The sequence below is a fragment of the Paenibacillus tuaregi genome (assembly GCF_900086655.1).
In the GTDB taxonomy this organism is placed as follows: domain Bacteria; phylum Bacillota; class Bacilli; order Paenibacillales; family Paenibacillaceae; genus Fontibacillus; species Fontibacillus tuaregi.
The window spans coordinates 2745053-2762138 of record NZ_LT575476.1 but is presented as its reverse complement, the minus strand read 5'-3'; the positions used below and the strand labels follow the sequence as shown (position 1 = coordinate 2762138).

Sequence of the window (17086 nt, the reverse complement as noted above, 5' to 3'; positions counted from 1 at the left end):
ATCAGAGAAAACTTAACAGCGCTTAAAGAGAGCAGTCTGTTTTGTGCCCTGCGTTAAGAAAACGTTAAGATAAGCTTTAACCCTCATTTAGGACGGGGCGTTATGCTGAAGAACAGAGGTGATTGATATTGAGTACATTTAAAAAGCGCGTCCAATTAATCGACGGACTGCGCGGATTCAGTCTGATGGGCATTGTACTGGCGAATATGCTTATTTTCCAGTACGGCCTGTTCGGCGAGAGCGAGCCCCAGCTATTTGGGATTAAGGGGGCAGACCTCGCTTTCTATTCATTCTTGCATATCACGGTGGTGGGCAGCTTCATGCCAATCTTTGCATTTATGTTCGGGTTCGGCATGATTAAGATGTCGGAAAGCCTGAAAAAGCGGGAATTACGACCGAAGTGTCATCTAACCCGCCGTTTTCTGCTTCTATTCGTTATCGGATTACTGCACTCGACCTTCCTATGGGAAGGGGATATCCTGACGTTTTATGGCATAACCGGGTTCTTCCTGCTCCTGTTTCTGAATCGGAAACCAAAAACGCTGCTGGTGTGGGCCGTACTACTTCTCTCTGGTGCGGGGTTACTTGGTCTCCCGGCTACAAATCCAGCAGATCCCCTAACTGCTATGTCCCAGGATAAGCAAAATTACATCTTGCAAAGCAAGGACATATACGGCAGCGGCAGCTATTTGGAGATTAAGGATTTTCGCAATAATGCCGATCCGTTTGGGGAGACAGATGAGACGTTCATCATGCTTGCTCTCGTGCTTGCCCCGCTTATCACAATGCCGATGTTTCTGCTTGGCATGCGCGCCGCCAGAATCGGAACGTTTGACGATCCACCAGCAATGAGACGTACATATTCCCGCCGTGCCGCGTTCCTAATTCCTATAGGTCTGATACTTAAAACATATGGCGTATTGGCCCAGCAGCTTGGTGCAGGAAGTTGGCCAGGCGTCGGTATTGGAGAAACGCTTGGGGGGATGCTTCTTGCACTTGGCTACATTTACGCATTTGCACTCTTGTATACGGGAAGCCGTCGTGCTGCCCTAATGGCCAGATTTGAGACGGTTGGCCGTCTCTCGCTCACGAATTACCTAATGCAAAGCGCGATCTGCACAACGATTTTTTACGGATACGGCCTAGGACTATTCGGTCGTGCCGGCGTATTCATTGGGGCACTTATCGCAATCGCCGTTTATTGCACTCAGTTGTGGTTGAGTCCGATCTATTTAAAGAAGTTCAGCAGGGGGCCGATCGAACATGTCATACGCATCTGGACTTACCTTTCTTGGAGAGGACAGCCGAAAAAGAAGAGACGAAAACCTCAGAATGCGTTAGAAAGCGAAGGCAACGTCACTAGAGCCGGGTGAATCTATCACGAGCCGAACTAGTGTATTAAGTGATGGATAAAATGCTTGAGGACAGGTATAAAGTGAGATTGCATTCAGGAGAGGGAGGACGGCAGACGCGAGACGTCTGCCGTTTTTCGTGTATGATTCAAATAGTTTAAGATTTCTGGCCTCGGTAAATCTGGGGAAACCCCGTTGAAGTTCCTGCACGGAAAGTTAGTCCGAATTGGGAATATCGTTATATGATTTGAGACAAAAGTACATTAATCTTCGGCGGCAAGATGATATAATTTCATCTTGCAGAGCTGGAAAAAGTTAGGTAAGATGTGTTGGAATGTTCGCTTTAAGTACATAAATGACGAGAACCAGGAGGGCTTATGAATATCGAAGAGATCAAGAAGATGATTAATTCTGGTGACATGTATGATGATGCCGGAAAAGATGTATCCGCACTTAGAGCGCATGCGATTTCGGAATGTCGGAAATACAATCATAAAGTCAATGCCTATAATGAATACGACATGTCCATATTAAAAGAGTTGTTTGCCGAAGTCGGGGAGAACGTATACATTGAATCTAATTTCCGGTGTGAGTTTGGTTTTAATATTTCCATCGGTAATGATGTGTACATTAATCATGACATGATTATTCTCGATTGTAACGAAGTGAAAATCGGCAACGATGTTTATATTGGTCCGAGGGCGGGATTGTATGGAGCCAATCATGCGGAAGATCCTTTTGAACGGGCAGATAAAGGAGTGTATTCAGCACCAATCATTCTGGAAGACAACGTATGGCTTGGTGGAGATGTTAAGATTACGCAAGGTGTGACCATCGGTAAGAATAGCATCATCGGAGCAGGGAGTGTAGTGACCAAAGATATTCCACCGAATACTATTGCGGCCGGAGTTCCGTGTAAAGTCATCCGACCGGTCCGATTCTCTGACAATCCATGGAGAAGACCTGTTGAATAACCTCAAGCCCAGATCTCACACTGAGGAGGATTCCAATGCAGCAATATCAGGATTTCAAATGGCTTAATGAAAGCAGTGTTCGGTTTGAGAATGATGTAATGATTTTACATGCACCTGAGCATAGCGACTTTTTCTGTAATCATGGAGCTTCAGAGGACGGCAGCCCGGAATCACTCTCTAATGCGCCATTTTTCTATACAGAAATATCAGGAGATTTTGTAATGAGAGTGAAAGTGCAGCATGATTTTAAAGATGTATATGACTCCGCTTCGATTATGGTTATGAAGAATGATACGATCTGGGCAAAGTTGTGCTTTGAACTTACGGACTTTTATTCTCATGCTATCGTAAGTGTAGTTACAAACGGGCTGTCAGATGATGCTAATGGCAGCAATGTTGAAGGGAATGCAGTTTGGCTGCAAGTTGCGAGAGTGGGTCGATCCTTTGCTTTTCACTATTCACAAGACGGTTCAGAGTATTTCATGACCAGGTTTTTTAGTCTGCCCGTCGATGAAGTTGTAAAAGTTGGTTTTGTTCCTCAATCACCTACGGGTAAAGGTGGAGATCGAATCTACTCTAATTACTCCCTGGAAAATAGGACTGTAAAGAACATACGAATGGGGAAATAAACTAGAGTGAAAGATAGAAAGGAGCGGTTTGCCCGTTGGCATCTGCTCCTTTTTTCATTAAGTTAACGGCAGGATAATTTGAAATTGCTCACCGTGACCTTTCTTATGAAAAATCCTTTTTATGTTGGACGGCTAGGTAAATCCCGCCAGCTAAAATTGCCAGCGCATATTTGAACAAGAAAAAAATGTTCCACATATACTCATTAGGAAAAATAATGTCACATAGAATTATGGCCAACAGCACATAGTAACTGCTTTTCAAAAAGATTTTATTTGTCCGTTCGTCGTCCTGCCCAATCTTCTTATAATATACATAGGTCAAAATCGCACTTCCAATAAGCATTAACCCACCAAATCCAACGAGAATATTCCAATTTTCTGGAGATTGTTCAGCCCAGGATTTTAAAGGGTAAAAAATTGCGTTAGGGATATCTGAGATAGACTTAATTTTCATTTTGATCATTTCCTTTCACATAAGTAAAAATATCGTTTACATCTACATTAAAAAATTCGGCAATTCGAAAAGCTAACAGCAGAGTCGGAACATAGTTTCCTTTTTCCATCACGAAGATGGTTTGTTTGGAAACCCCGACTTTCTCTGCCAATTCTTGCTGAGACATTCTGGCAAGTACACGATATTCATAAACCTTGTTAGATATCGAATCACCAAAGTCTTTCTTCATGACCATCACCTCATGAGTCAAATTATAAACTTAATTTTTATAAAAGTAAAGTAAACTTATACAAAGTGATTTAATACCTTTATGTTTGCTTAGACTACTTAGATCTAAAAGAGCCAAAATGCACAAAAATCGTTAGAATTGTAGACATGATAAGCGAAAAATATCTTTTGTTAATTACAGGTATGGGTTATGAAAATATAATCTAAACAGATGTTGTGGAAAAGCGCATTCTCCTATCCGCTGTTTCTTCCTGCCCTTACCGCGGATGAACATTGTAGGATTCATTTTTGAACACTATAATGAGTTGAGGAATGTTCAGCATATGGACCAATACTCTCTGCACAAATTTGCTGAAGATGAACAACACGAATCGATTACAAAAGTGGTGATGGAATGGCAGTAACCGTGAAGGATTTGCTGCAGCTGCCTTCGTTTAGAGGATCTGAAGTGGTTGCCGGCAGAAACAGGCTTCATCAGACCGTGTCCTCTTTATCTGTGCTTGAGGTGGCGGATGTCGATTTTTTCTCGCAAATTATTCAAACCGTTCAGGAGGAATGGTATGCCGAGGAGCTGGTGATCAGCTCATTTTATTCCATTAAGGACAGCGTGGAGCATCAGTGCCGTACAATCCAGTACTTGCATGATCTGGGTGAAGTGGGGCTGATTCTGTACTATGTGGGAATCATTATGCCGGATATACCGGATGAAGTCCTTCAGTTGGCTGACTCTCTGGACTTTATAATCATCTGTATGCCAAGAAACGACTATTCCCTTCGTTACAATGAAGTGATTTATGAAGTGATGGAGACAATTGTAAGCAACCAGAATGTGAATGAGCATTTTGTGAATGAATCGCTGGAAAAGGTAACCCGGCTGCCGGAGCACTTGCGGAGCGTCGAAATTACGCTGAAATTGTTATCCGACCGGATGAAAGCCAATATCGTGCTTACCAATTCCAAACTGGATATCATTAACCGGGTCATGTGGCCGCGCAACTCCACCCTGGATGTTTCGGAACTTATTCGTTCGATGGCTCCAGCGATTTTGAACAGTAGAATAGAGGTGGAAATGCCCAAGCTCTCCAGCTTTGTGGAATACAGACGGGTTCATCAGAAGAATGGGGAAGCTCTTTATTTATTCCTCATTAAAGAAAATAGCAAGCTTCCGCCGAAGACGATGGATCAAATCAGCGAGGTTGTGCAGGTGGCCCTTAATTTGTGGGGAGACAAGCATAACGAGGTCAGCGAATATGCCTTGGTCAGAGCCATCGTTAATGATGAAAGCGAGAAAATGCGCCGGCTGGCCAGTCGGCTTCACATCGATGTTTCAGCGATCCAAATGATGTGGCTTGTTTATATTCAAGACTTGTCAGAGGAAAAAACGATCAGAGAAGACTTAAAGGCGCATCTCTCCCAATATTATAAAACGTCAGTCATTCAAACGATCGATCGGTGCATTGTGGTTCTGCTTGGGAACTGTTCCTATAAATATAAAGAGTTTGAAATCGCAGCTGAATATATAGATACGACAAGTCTTGTCTCCGAGATATCAAATATCGTGTATTCTCCGAGAATGCGGAACACACAGGATGTACGCCGGATGTACCAGCTCGTGAACAGTGTAGGCAACAAGGTTCACCGCATCTATCATGGCCGCAAGCTGTTTACGTCGGCTGAATACCGGTCCATGAAACGAGCGATCGACCTCAGCAAGCAAGGGGAAGAAATGATTGAGGAGTGCCTTGCCGTTATAGATCTGATTAGGGATGATCCTGATGCCCTGACAACGCTGATGACATTTCTTTTGGATGCCAAGGGGAACATAGATGAATGCAGCAGGCTTCTATTTGTCCACAAAAATACGGTGAAATACCGCATCAAAAAAATTAGTGAGCTCTTAGGCTATGACATCACGATTCATTCGGAATCGTATGAAATTTATACTGCCTGCATGGTTTATCGTCTGATCCACAGCTGATCAGCCTCCGATGTTTGTCGAATTAGACAAAAACATCGGATTTTTTTTTATTTTAAGAAAAAGACGGCTTTCCTCATTTCTTTTACAATGAGTAAAAATTATTCGAAACAAAACAAGGTTGAGGAGGGAAGCTCATATGAAAGTCATTAAAGAACATCAGTCCTGGTTCAGCCTTGGGATCATCTGGGCCGGCGCGGTCATTAGCATCCCAAGTCTGTTGGTGGGAAATACGCTGATCACAGGCATGGGACTATCCAAGGCACTGCTCGTCACGCTTGCAGGGTACTCGATCATTGTGGTGCTCATGATATTACAGGGGATTCAAAGTACGGACTTGGGGAGACCGACCGTTCAGGTGGCAGCCCAGGTATTTGGCAAAAAAGGGTCACGCACGATTCTATCCATCATCCTGGCCATCGCGTGCCTAGGTTGGTTTGGTATTCAGGCGAATGTGTGCGGTGCGGCCTTAGCCAATCTGCTTGCCGTGTCCGGCATGGATATTCCGGTGCCGTTAGCATCTCTCATCTGTGGACTCATCATGGTCACCTCGGCGGTCTATGGCGTTAAAGTGCTTCGGGTGATCAGCTATATTGCCGTGCCACTACTGGTGGGAATCAGTGTCTATGGTCTTATCGAAGCTTTGACCGGGGATTCACTGCATATCATTCAAAACTATAAGCCTGCGGGAGCAATGAGCTTTACAGATGGATTAGCCGTAACTCTGGGTTCATTTGCCCTTGGAGCGGTCATTGCAGGGGATTATTCGCAATTTTCAAGACAAAGGTCTGATGTTCTGAAAGCCGCTCTATTTGGAATCATCCCAGCAGGTCTGCTGATGATAGGGGCTGGAGCTGTCCTGACGATTGCTTACCAAACCAGCGATATTACAGCAACCTTTCTCAGTATTACAACTCCGTTTATCGGCGGGGTGGTTTTGATTCTGGCTACCTGGAAGACAAATCTCGTGAACGCGATATCAGGCGGGATTGCTTTGATTAATGTATTCAACGTATCGAAGGAAAAAGAAAAGTGGGCCGTCGGCATCGCCGGAACGATTGGCACAGTACTGGCTGTCATCGGGATACTTAACTATTTCACTCCGATTATGTCCATCCTGTCAGCCATGATTCCACCGGTGGCAGGTGTGATGATTGCGGCTTACTGGGTGCTTGGCAAAGGGGATAAGAACCGCTGGCATGAAGTGGACGGTGTAAATATTCTGGGCGTCGTTTCCTGGCTGGTTGGCGCGCTTATTGCCTGTACCCCTGTTGTGCTGTCATTCTTCCCAAGCCTGCCTCAGGTACCGAATCAACCGCTGATTGGGATAGTCATTTCTTTTGCAGTATATTATGTCGGCTATCGTGTATCGGCTCAAAAGACTGTCATATTGGAGGAAAACTAAATGAGATATATAGATAAAACAGCTGTTGAAAACATTGCCGTCGGCGCCGCCTTCTTAGGAACTGGCGGAGGTGGCGACCCTTATATCGGCAAATTGATGGCTCTCTCGGCCATCGAGAAGTTTGGACCTGTCAAACTATACTCGGTGGAAGAGATTGAGGATGAAGACTTCTTTATACCGGCCGCTATGATGGGTGCGCCTTCCGTATTGATTGAGAAATTCCCTAAAGGGGACGAATTTGTTAAGGTTTTTCAGAAATTAGCGAATTACTTAGGGAAAGAACAAATCGCTGGCACGTATCCGATGGAAGCGGGGGGTGTCAATTCGATGATTCCCATCGTCGTTGCTGCTCAGCTTGGTCTGCCACTGATCGATTGTGACGGGATGGGGCGGGCATTCCCGGAGCTTCAGATGGTGACATTTAACCTGGACGGCATTTCAGCGACGCCGATGGCGATTACCGATGAGAAAGGGAATATCGGCATCTTCGAGACCCTTGACAATAAATGGACGGAACGGCTGGCAAGAGTAGCTACGGTGGAAATGGGAGCAAGCACTCTAGTCAGCCTGTACCCAACAACGGGAGCTCAATTGAAGCAAAGCGGTGTTCATCATATCGTGACCCTCTCGGAGCAGATTGGAGAAATCATTACCTCGAAGAACCGGGATGCCAAGGATAAACTTCAAGAGCTGCTTGCCCTTGTATCCGGCTATGAGCTGTTCCAAGGCAAAATCGTGGATGTCATTCGTGAAACCAAGGGAGGCTTTAACCTCGGCCAGATGCATCTTGAAGGAATCGAGGCGTTTAAGAGCGGAGAGATGAAGGTTCATTTTCAAAATGAAAACCTGGTCGCTGAAATGAACGGTCAAGTGGCCGCGTTGACTCCGGATTTGATCTGTCTGGTTGATTACGACACGCTGTCGCCTGTGACCACAGAGAGTCTGAAATACGGCAAACGTGTAAGAGTGGTTGGATTGCCTGCTCATGAGAAATGGAGAACGGATAAAGGAATCGAAACGGCAGGTCCAAGATACTTCGGATATGATTACGATTATGTTCCGATTGAGGAATTAGTGAAGAAGGCGGTGGCTAAAAATGTATAGAATCGGGATCGATGTGGGCGGCACCAACACAGACGCCATCATTTTGGATCAGAATTATCAGCTGGTTCATGCGGTGAAATCACCGACAAGCCTCGATATCAAAACAGGGATTGAAACTTCCTTGCGTAACCTGCTCCAGGAAGCAAGCATCGATAAACACCAGATTACGCATGCCATGTTAGGTACGACACAGTGCACAAATGCGATTGTTGAACGCAAGAAGCTTGCCAAAGTCGGCGTCATTCGTCTGGGTTATCCCGCCACGGCTTCGGTTCCTCCGTACACGTCCTGGCCTGAAGATATGATTCAGAAGCTGTCAGGCAAATATGCTCTTGTGCATGGCGGATATGAATACGACGGCCAAGTACTGGGAACAGTCGATGAAGCTGAAATTAGTACACTGTTAGAGGATTGGCGTGACAATGTGGAGTCCATTGCGGTCATCGGCGTATTTTCTTCGATTAAGAATGACCAGGAGCTCCAGGTCCGCGATCTTATCCAACAAGTGTATGGCCCAGCGTTTCCGGTATCCTGCTCATCCCTGATCGGTTCGGTTGGTTTAATTGAACGGGAAAATGCAACGATCCTGAATGCTGCATTATGCAAGGTCATCGAAACGACGACCCAGGGATTCATTCAAGCGTTAGAGGAAGAAGGGATCTCTGATGCGGCTGTGTACTTATGCCAAAATGACGGGACTCTGATGTCCATTGATTACGCTAAACAATTTCCGATCCTGACCATCGCTTGCGGACCCACGAACAGCATACGAGGAGCTTCTTACTTGGCGAAAATAAAAAATACAATGGTTCTCGATGTTGGCGGAACGACCTCGGACATCGGTGTATTACAGGACGGCTTCCCGAGAGAATCGTCGGTAGCAGTCGAGGTTGGCGAAATCCGCACAAATTTCCGCATGCCGGATATTATCTCTGTTGGACTCGGCGGAGGCAGTATCGTGCGTATGGACGACAACGGTCAAATTACAGTTGGGCCGGACAGTGTAGGCTACAGGATCGGACAGGAAGCACTGGTCTTTGGCGGAAATACGCTTACGACAACAGATATTGCCGTACGGTTAGGGCTCGCAGATGTCGGGGATAAGAGCCTGGTGGAACATCTGAATGAGGATTTTGCGAGAAGTGTACAAGCGGAGATTGGCTCGATCATTGAGCAGGCCATTGATAAAATGAAAACCTCCTCGGGAGACGTCGAGCTGGTGCTGGTTGGCGGCGGTAGCGTGGTCATTCCGGACACGATACGCGGCGTATCCAGCATGATTAAGCCGGAGAACGGGGGCGTAGCTAATGCCATTGGGGCATGTATTGCCCAAATCAGCGGACAATACGAGCAAATTTATATTTACTCTAGAGAGCCGCGTGAGGTATCGCTTAAGGACGCGCAGGAGAAAGCCGTGAAGCAGGCGGTTCTGGCTGGTGCTGATCCGGATACGGTGGAGCTTGTGGAAGTGGAAGAAACCCCGCTCGCTTATCATCCGGAAAACGCGACAAGACTGAGAGTGAAAGTGGTAGGGAACATGAAGTAAGAGGAGGTAAGCTGATTAGAATATGAACCAAAGATAAATTAGAGAATCAATAAATTTACCGCATTTAACAAATAATGAAACCGACAAAGTTCCCTGTATGGAGCCCTTGTTGGTTTTTTTTCTGCGAAGGAACTTGATTTTCTAATCATAAAGATATATGATTGATCCATCAACCATTGATGGGTCAATGAAATGAAGGGGGCTTTATTATCTCTACATGCCATACAGATGACCTGCTGTACCTGCTCATGCATTTAAACAAGCATATTGCGACCCGGTTTGAACGATGTGCTGGTGTTAGTCCGAATCGGCTCGAACTTCTATGCAAACTGACAGGTGGCCAAATTAGCCAATCGGATCTGCAGAAGGCTGTGTCTATTGATCCGGCCGCGGTGACCCGTCATGTTCAGCAATTGGAAGCGGAAGGAATTCTTCTGCGAACAAGATGTGAGAGTGACAACCGGATTACGTTAGTTCAGCTAACCGAAGAAGGCCAAGCTAAAGTAGCGTGGTTTAAAGCGGAGAAAGATCGGTTTCTGGAGGAGCTGCAGGCAGACCTCACGGAATCAGAACGGCTTGGGTTTATTCAAGTTCTACGCAAGCTGAACAACCAGATTCAACTGATGAAAGAAACAAGCAAAACCAATTAATTATAGAGATTAGGAGAGAATAACATGACTGTAACTTCCTTAAACAACGATTTCAAAGAAATTATTACTTCCCGGCGCTCTGTGCGAGTGTACGATCCTGCGGTCAAAATCAGTCGTGAGGAAATGACTGAAATTTTGGAAGAAGCGACTTTGGCACCGTCATCCGTTAATCTTCAGCCTTGGAGATTTCTTGTCATCGATAGCCCAGAAGGTAAAGCGACGCTTGAAGAGCTTGCACCAGGCAACAAAACGCAAGTTACGACCTCATCTGCAGTCATTGCCGTTTTCGGTGATATGAACGCATTTGACAATGCGGATGAAATTATGGGTTCAGCTGTGGAAAAAGGGTACTTACCGCAAGAGATTAAAGATCAGATGATGGCCAACTATACGGATCTTTTTGGACGCATACCAGCGCAAGCTTTTCGCGAAATGATTCTTGTTGATAGTGGTCTGGTATCCATGCAGCTTATGCTTTCTGCTCGTGCCCGTGGATATGATACCAATCCGATTGGCGGATATGACAAATCCAGAATTGCGGAAGCATTTGGTATGGAGAAGGAACGTTATGTACCAGTCATGCTGATTTCTGTAGGTAAAGCTGCTAAAGAGGCACGCAGAACCACTCGTCTTCCTATTGACCGTATTGCGGAATGGAAGTGAGGTTATCCCCATGATTATTATCCATGCAGAAATGAAAGTAAACCGCGAAGCAGAAGCAGAATTTCTGGAGTCTGTACAAGAACTTATTGAGTCCTCCCGCGCGGAAGCAGGGAATGTGTCGTATCAGCTCCTGAAGGATACAGATCAGGACAACACTTATCTCATGGTCGAGCAGTGGAAGGACCAAGAAGCAGTAGAAGCTCACAATGCAAGCAGCCATTTTCAAGCATTCGTAACCAAAGCTCCAAAGTATTTGACAGCTCCACTAAATGTTCAAGCTTTTATTGGTCAACCCATTAGCAAATGAGATCATTGAAGCTTATGAAATGCAAGTGTTCAAGCTAACGAATAACACAGTTCAAAACAACAAAAACAGCTCCCAGCTAATAGATGGGTGCTGTTTTTTTGTACTAATTGTCGAGGAAAAGAACATGATCCTATTGCCAGTATAATTCAAAACTTGATCTAACCAGATGAATATACGGTATCGTATTTATTACAATAATATTGTATCAAAATCCGATAAATTGATTATATCATTGATTTATTCAAGAATTTTGAAATAAATCGTTGACTTAGCTTGGAAGATGCCGATATACTCACGATGTATTCTAAATATATTGGATGAATTGAGGTGGTGTGATCATGAGAGCAGGTGAATGTCCATAAGATCATTCATCTGTGAAAGCGTTTTAATAAAATAGTGAGGTGATAATTTTGATGTTAAAACGAAGTATTGCGGTCATCCTGTGTGTGCTGCTCTTGATTGCCCCTCAGGCGGCATTCGCCTATAAGAACCCGGCATCGCTGCCGGACGAATGGGGACAATATGGTCTTGGCGACCCTTATGTATTGAAGTTTAACGGTACATATTATTTATATGTCAGTACGAGAGATACCGATATCGGAGTCAAAGTATGGAGCTCGCCAGACCTTGTACACTGGAGCTATGGGGGATTGGCCGCAACCGATCCGGTTACGAAGGGAGCTTACGCCCCTGAAGTCGTTTATTGGAACGGATACTTCTACATGTATACGTCTCCTGCCGGGAATGGTCATTACGTGCTGCGCAGCGAGAGTCCGACCGGTCCGTTCACCGTGCAGACGGGCAATTTGGGCCATTCGATCGACGGCAACGTCTTTATTGACGATGATGGCAAGTGGTATTTCTACCATGCGAACGAGGAGGGAATTCTTGCGGCTGCGATGCCAACGCCGACCATGATCGGCAGCAGCGTGAAAACAGGTGCGAGCATGAACGGTTGGACGGAAGGTTCTACGTTGTTCAAGCGCAACGGTAAATACTATATGACGTATACCGGCAACCATGTATTCAGCAAAGGCTATCGGGTCGACTACGCAGTCAGCTCCAACCCGCTTACGGGGTTCGTGCGTGATACGGATAACCCGATTCTAATCAGTACGGAAGGTCCGACTGTCGGTCTCGGCCATAATACAGTTGTCGTTGGCCCGAACTTGGATGCCCGTTATATTATCTACCACAATCTTGAAGGTAAGGGTATTGTCGGACCTCTTCGCCATTTGGGAATGGACCGGATCGTGTTCAACGGGGATAAAATGTCGGTACTCGGACCAACGGCAACCATACAGCCGGATCCGGAGATGCCGGATTTCGAGGATCGGTTCAAGGGTGCGGAACTCAGCCCGGCGTGGAAGAATGCGGACGGTGTCGGCTGGAGCATTAATTCCGGACTTCTGAGGCAGCAAGCCGTCGGCACAAGCAGACTGCTGACCACGGCTGAGACCGAAGGTAACTATACAGCAGAATTCAACCTGCAGCTTGCTGAGTCCAGCAATACCGGCAGTCCGCGGCTCGGGGCAGTATTCTCCTATAAAGATGATAACAATTTCGGCACAGCGCTATTAAATCCGTCGAGCAATTCGCTGCAGACGCAGTTCCGGGTGAATGGCACCGATCTGGGATGGGTGACGAGTACGCTGCCGGAAGGATACGATTATAAGAAGCTGCACAATATCCGGGTTGAGAAAGCAGGAAATACGTTCAAAATCTATGTCGACGGTATGCTGAAGCAGACGCGCAGCATCATGCTTGACGGCGGCAGTATCGGTTACGTCACGGAGAATGCGAAGGCGAATTTCGGTTATGTCGCTTTCAACAACGACGTGAACGGGAGCAGTGATTTTGACGCCGTGAAGCCGGTTCCGGGTCAGGTCGAGGCTGTTCATTATCTGTCAGGCGGCGAAGGGGTCGGGTATCATGACCTGACACCGGGTACAGTCGGCGATTACCGCGGAGATAGCATGGATACAGCCAGAGCTGGTGACAGCACTTCACATATTACCGATTTCGAAAAAGGCGAATGGCTGCAATACCGGCTGAACATCGCGGAAACAGGCAAATACGATATCGACCTTTCTTATAAGGATGCAGCCCTGGGCAGCAAGGTACAGCTCACATTGGATGGTGGACAGCCGCTGGGCGAGTTTGAGCTGGCAGGAGACACTGACACTGCTGATACAGGATGGCAAACCACACAGCTGAGTGGGATAGCTCTCCCGGCAGGTGTGCATACCTTGAAGGTCACTGCCGTATCAGGCAAGACCTCACTGGATAAGCTGTCGTTCCATCGGCACGTGGACGTTCCAGTTCTCTATGATAACTTCGATGATGGCCAGGATGACGGCTGGCAGCGGTTTGAAGGTTTCTGGAGCGTGAAGAGCGACATGGCCAGGGAGGAGCAGGCTTACGATGCTTATCATCCGATCCCTGGTGAGATCGGTACGGTTCACTATATTTCCGGCGGCGAGGGTGTCGGTTATCACGATAATACACTTCAAAACATTGGTGGCGAGTACAGAGGAGATTCGGTCGACATTCGCTCCAATCCGGTCAGCGGCGGTTTCAACGTTGGCTGGAACCAGACAGGTGAATGGCTAAAGTTTAACATTGACGTAATAAAAGCCGGAACCTACAACGCAGAATTTAAAGTGGCTACTACGATGGATGGAGGTCAGATTCGGCTGTGGCTGGACGATACGACAGATCTAACCGGTATCGTAGACATTCCAAAGACCGGTGACTGGAACATTTGGAATGTGGTGCGTAAATCCGGTGTTACCCTGCCAGCAGGTAAACATACGTTGAAAGCCGAAACGGTACGCGGAGAGTTTGATTTTGCAAGTATAGCCATGACGAGGACAGATCAGCCAATACCCGTACCCGGCGTCATCGAATCCGAGCATTACAAGCCTGGCGGCGAAGGGGTAGGCTACCATGATTTGACACCTGAGAACATTGGAGGCAAATACCGCACCGAAAGCGTCGACATTCGATCCGCTGCATCGGGTGATCAGATCGTAGGCTGGAATCAAACAGGCGAATGGCTGAAGTACAATATCAACGTTGCGCAAGAAGGACTGTACGATCTTGACTTGTGGGCAGCTACGACGTTCAAGGATGCACAAGTCCGGCTGTGGCTGGATGACGCGACGGATCTGACAGGCATATTGGACGTTCCTGCTTCCGGCGACTGGAATAAGTGGAAGTCGGTGACGAAATCCGGTATCAGGCTGCCAGCCGGTGATCATGAACTGAAGGTCGAAATTGTCAAAGGCGAGTTCGACATGACGAGAATGTCGTTCACCCAGTTCGATAAGCCGCACGTGCTGCCCGGATTTATTCAGGCTGTTGATTATAGAGCAGGCGGCGAAGGTACGGGCTACCATGATCTGACACCTGATAACATCGGTACGGAATACCGGAATGATGCGGTCGATATCCGCCGAAATGCGGGCGGCAGTTATAATGTGGGGTGGAACGCTACCGGGGAATGGCTGGCCTACAACGTAGATATTGCCAAAGCCGGTGTATATAACATCGACTTTGTGACCGCTACATCGATGGACGGTGCTAAGGTTCGGCTGTGGCTGGACGATACAACTGATCTAACCGGGGAAGTCAACATTCCGAATTCTGTGACCTGGGAAGATTGGGCGACAACAACGAAGCAAGGCGTCTATCTCCCGGCGGGCGAACATACTTTGAAGGTCGAAACCGTGAAAGGTGAATTCGACTTCCAAGGAATACGCATTCACCAAAATCCCGCCGTACCAAAGGTTGCTCATATCGGCGAATATCAGGCAGCGGTGGGCAGCTTCGGGAAAACGTTGATTGGAGATGCCAATTGGTCGAATTACAGCGTAGAGTCTGATATCAAGCTCATTAGCAATACAGGTGACGGAGGTATCCTGTTCCGGGCGAGCAACCCGGCTCACGGCAAGGAGCTGAATCAGAACAATGCGGATTTCGTACAGGGATATGTTGCCTACCTGAACAAAGAGGGCGTTCATCTCGGCAAGCTGAATTACAGCTGGACCTATTTGACAGGGGCTCCACTCACGGTAATGACAGGGGTATGGAAGCATGTAAAAGTCGTTGCGCAAGGTGCCCGCATCCAAGTGTTTGTCGATGATATGAGCAAGCCGGTTATCGACTACACCGACCGCAGCGGCAATCCATTCACATACGGCAAGGTCGGTATGCGGACGTTCATGAATGAAACGAGCTACGACAATTTCACGATTCTCCCTACCCCCATCAACACTCCTGCCATCGGAAAGCTGCTGGAATGGTTTGGCTCAGCCGGTCAGTTAGACAAGAAGACTTGGAAGCAGCTGGATAAAGAGCTCGAGCATGCAGCCGATGCGGTCAGCAGGAACAAACCGGACTGGAAGCAGGGGATCAAGCATTTGGAGAATTTACTGAAACAGCTGAATAAAGAGAAGAGTCAGGAAAAAGTTTCCGAACAAGCAAGAACCATGCTCAATCGCAGCATTAACGCACTCGTTGAGGTGTGGAGCGTTTCTCAAAGTTTCTGAGCCTAATGGTACATTTTTAAGAGCCTGAGAAGCCTGATTTATTCAGGCTTTAGGCTTTTTTTATTTTAATGTAGCCCAAATTATGTCATCACTATTGACAACGCCACTACTACGTGTTACTTTATAGCAGTAGTAAGTAATACTTCATACCAGTATTACAGAATAGCAAGGAGTGATTGTGCTGGAAAATCTTACGGAAATGCTTAAAGGCGTGCTTGAGGGCTGTGTCCTTGAAATTATAAGCCGCAAAGAAACCTACGGCTACGAAATTACACGGCGGCTGAACGCCCTCGGCTTCTCAGATGTTGTGGAGGGAACGGTATACACCATCTTGGTCCGACTTGAAAAAAACAAGTTAGTGGAGATCACCAAGAAGCCCTCCGACATGGGACCCCCGCGAAAGTTTTTCGCGATCAATGATGCAGGGCATGAAGAACTGCGGAAGTTCTGGGAAAAGTGGGAGTTCGTATCCTCAAAAATTAACGAGTTAAAGGAGAAGATACAATGAATTTTTGGGACAAAATCACCGGCAGCGACATGACCAGAGAAATGAAAGCTTTTGAATCGCGGGTCAAAAAACTGCCGGCCGATTATCAAGCGGCATGGAAAAAAATTAATGAACATCTTTGGTCGTACTCCAATTTCTCGGGTCGCAACCTGATGCCGATCCTCGATGGCGTGCTCGGCCTGCTCGAAGAATCGGCGGCGGAAGGACAGCGCGTCGAAGAGGTGCTGGGCGACGATATCAAAGGCTTCTGTTCAGCACTGGCCGGCGAAGAAGGGGCGAAGTCCTACCGCGACAAGTGGCGCGAGCAGCTCAACAATAATGTCGCAAAAAAATTAGGCAAATAGGAGGAAATCATAATGAACATACGGGATATCATCGAAGGCAAAAAAGAGTGGCGGGCGCATGTGGCGCGTGTCAAAGCGCTGCCGCAGGACTACCAGATTGTTTATAAAGAAATTCAAAAATATCTCTTTAAGGTCGGCCCTGTCGAACTGACAGTAGAGTCCAATCATGGACTTGACCATACCAAGGGGGCGGGGCTGCTGTCGGGCATCGTCGATCTGTTTGAAGAGGGCGCAGCCTCGGGAAAAGGCGTGCTCGAAGTGACGGGCACTGACGTAGCGGCTTTTTGCGACGATCTAATCAAAGATTCCAAGACCTACATGGACATCTATCAAGAATCGGTTAACCAACAAGTAAGCAAGGCCATGAAAAAGGTTACGGATAAAACAAAATAAA

General features: G+C 46.8%; 16 protein-coding genes. 14 read left to right on the top strand and 2 right to left on the bottom strand.

Annotated elements, in window-relative coordinates; all coding sequences use genetic code 11:
* The first annotated feature begins 128 nt into the window (after positions 1-128).
* The 3 genes from BN6628_RS12740 to BN6628_RS12730 all read left to right on the top strand — a co-directional run bounded on the left by BN6628_RS12740 (position 129) and on the right by BN6628_RS12730 (position 2955).
* Complete coding sequence (locus BN6628_RS12740) at positions 129-1373, top strand: DUF418 domain-containing protein (protein ID WP_089153551.1); 1245 nt, start codon at positions 129-131, stop codon at positions 1371-1373.
* 356 nt (positions 1374-1729) lie between these two features.
* On the top strand, positions 1730-2326 hold the full coding sequence (locus tag BN6628_RS26845) for a sugar O-acetyltransferase (RefSeq protein ID WP_068617950.1): 597 nt from the start codon (positions 1730-1732) through the stop codon (positions 2324-2326).
* Between the two features lie 35 nt (positions 2327-2361).
* On the top strand, positions 2362-2955 hold the full coding sequence (locus tag BN6628_RS12730) for a DUF1349 domain-containing protein (protein WP_068617948.1): 594 nt from the start codon (positions 2362-2364) through the stop codon (positions 2953-2955).
* Positions 2956-3058: 103 nt separating this feature from the next.
* On the opposite strand, the gene BN6628_RS12725 is transcribed toward BN6628_RS12730, so the two are convergent.
* On the bottom strand, positions 3059-3409 hold the full coding sequence (locus BN6628_RS12725) for a DUF2178 domain-containing protein (RefSeq protein WP_068617945.1): 351 nt from the start codon (positions 3407-3409) through the stop codon (positions 3059-3061).
* Positions 3399-3638: a helix-turn-helix transcriptional regulator gene (locus BN6628_RS12720; protein WP_068617944.1), complete on the bottom strand. Its 240-nt coding sequence runs from the start codon at positions 3636-3638 to the stop codon at positions 3399-3401. The genes BN6628_RS12725 and BN6628_RS12720 overlap by 11 nt, the downstream gene beginning before the upstream one ends.
* Before the next feature lie 393 nt (positions 3639-4031).
* Between BN6628_RS12720 and BN6628_RS12715 the strand changes: the two genes are divergently transcribed.
* The 11 genes from BN6628_RS12715 to BN6628_RS12665 all read left to right on the top strand — a co-directional run bounded on the left by BN6628_RS12715 (position 4032) and on the right by BN6628_RS12665 (position 17085).
* On the top strand, positions 4032-5615 hold the full coding sequence (locus BN6628_RS12715) for a PucR family transcriptional regulator (protein WP_068617942.1): 1584 nt from the start codon (positions 4032-4034) through the stop codon (positions 5613-5615).
* Positions 5616-5751: 136 nt separating this feature from the next.
* Positions 5752-7017, top strand: a complete 1266-nt coding sequence (locus BN6628_RS12710) for a cytosine permease (protein ID WP_068617940.1) — start codon at positions 5752-5754, stop codon at positions 7015-7017.
* Positions 7018-8121, top strand: coding sequence for a DUF917 domain-containing protein (locus BN6628_RS12705; protein WP_068617938.1), 1104 nt, complete (start codon positions 7018-7020; stop codon positions 8119-8121).
* Entirely contained in the window at positions 8114-9667 is a 1554-nt protein-coding gene (locus BN6628_RS12700) for a hydantoinase/oxoprolinase family protein (protein WP_068617936.1), read from the top strand. Before BN6628_RS12705 ends, BN6628_RS12700 begins: the two co-directional genes overlap by 8 nt.
* 248 nt (positions 9668-9915) lie before the next feature.
* Positions 9916-10317 carry a MarR family winged helix-turn-helix transcriptional regulator gene (locus tag BN6628_RS12695; protein ID WP_068617934.1) on the top strand — a complete coding sequence of 134 codons (402 nt, stop codon included), beginning with the start codon at positions 9916-9918 and terminating at the stop codon, positions 10315-10317.
* A 24-nt stretch (positions 10318-10341) separates the two neighbouring features.
* The gene (locus tag BN6628_RS12690; protein ID WP_068617932.1) at positions 10342-10980 is read left to right on the top strand and encodes a nitroreductase family protein; all 639 of its coding nucleotides are present in this window, start codon (positions 10342-10344) and stop codon (positions 10978-10980) included.
* Positions 10981-10990: 10 nt separating this feature from the next.
* Entirely contained in the window at positions 10991-11287 is a 297-nt protein-coding gene (locus BN6628_RS12685) for a putative quinol monooxygenase (RefSeq protein ID WP_068617930.1), read from the top strand.
* A gap of 413 nt (positions 11288-11700) precedes the next feature.
* The gene (locus BN6628_RS12680; RefSeq protein WP_068617928.1) at positions 11701-15840 is read left to right on the top strand and encodes a carbohydrate-binding protein; all 4140 of its coding nucleotides are present in this window, start codon (positions 11701-11703) and stop codon (positions 15838-15840) included.
* A 199-nt stretch (positions 15841-16039) separates the two neighbouring features.
* Positions 16040-16348 (top strand): PadR family transcriptional regulator, encoded by a 309-nt coding sequence (locus BN6628_RS12675; RefSeq protein ID WP_316245822.1) that lies wholly within the window; start codon positions 16040-16042, stop codon positions 16346-16348.
* Positions 16345-16692, top strand: a complete 348-nt coding sequence (locus BN6628_RS12670) for a DUF1048 domain-containing protein (protein WP_068617925.1) — start codon at positions 16345-16347, stop codon at positions 16690-16692. The genes BN6628_RS12675 and BN6628_RS12670 overlap by 4 nt, the downstream gene beginning before the upstream one ends.
* 12 nt (positions 16693-16704) lie before the next feature.
* Positions 16705-17085 carry a DUF1048 domain-containing protein gene (locus tag BN6628_RS12665; RefSeq protein WP_068617924.1) on the top strand — a complete coding sequence of 127 codons (381 nt, stop codon included), beginning with the start codon at positions 16705-16707 and terminating at the stop codon, positions 17083-17085.
* Position 17086: the final 1 nt, after the last annotated feature.

Coding starts and splice junctions, on each gene's coding strand:
- BN6628_RS26845 (WP_068617950.1), top strand. CDS start 1,730: ATGAATATCGAAGAGATCAAGAAGATGATTAATTCTGGTGACATGTAT.
- BN6628_RS12685 (WP_068617930.1), top strand. CDS start 10,991: ATGATTATTATCCATGCAGAAATGAAAGTAAACCGCGAAGCAGAAGCA.
- BN6628_RS12695 (WP_068617934.1), top strand. CDS start 9,916: ATGCATTTAAACAAGCATATTGCGACCCGGTTTGAACGATGTGCTGGT.
- BN6628_RS12725 (WP_068617945.1), bottom strand. CDS start 3,409: ATGAAAATTAAGTCTATCTCAGATATCCCTAACGCAATTTTTTACCCT.
- BN6628_RS12705 (WP_068617938.1), top strand. CDS start 7,018: ATGAGATATATAGATAAAACAGCTGTTGAAAACATTGCCGTCGGCGCC.
- BN6628_RS12700 (WP_068617936.1), top strand. CDS start 8,114: ATGTATAGAATCGGGATCGATGTGGGCGGCACCAACACAGACGCCATC.
- BN6628_RS12720 (WP_068617944.1), bottom strand. CDS start 3,638: ATGAAGAAAGACTTTGGTGATTCGATATCTAACAAGGTTTATGAATAT.
- BN6628_RS12665 (WP_068617924.1), top strand. CDS start 16,705: ATGAACATACGGGATATCATCGAAGGCAAAAAAGAGTGGCGGGCGCAT.
- BN6628_RS12680 (WP_068617928.1), top strand. CDS start 11,701: ATGTTAAAACGAAGTATTGCGGTCATCCTGTGTGTGCTGCTCTTGATT.
- BN6628_RS12675 (WP_316245822.1), top strand. CDS start 16,040: ATGCTTAAAGGCGTGCTTGAGGGCTGTGTCCTTGAAATTATAAGCCGC.
- BN6628_RS12710 (WP_068617940.1), top strand. CDS start 5,752: ATGAAAGTCATTAAAGAACATCAGTCCTGGTTCAGCCTTGGGATCATC.
- BN6628_RS12715 (WP_068617942.1), top strand. CDS start 4,032: ATGGCAGTAACCGTGAAGGATTTGCTGCAGCTGCCTTCGTTTAGAGGA.
- BN6628_RS12690 (WP_068617932.1), top strand. CDS start 10,342: ATGACTGTAACTTCCTTAAACAACGATTTCAAAGAAATTATTACTTCC.
- BN6628_RS12670 (WP_068617925.1), top strand. CDS start 16,345: ATGAATTTTTGGGACAAAATCACCGGCAGCGACATGACCAGAGAAATG.
- BN6628_RS12730 (WP_068617948.1), top strand. CDS start 2,362: ATGCAGCAATATCAGGATTTCAAATGGCTTAATGAAAGCAGTGTTCGG.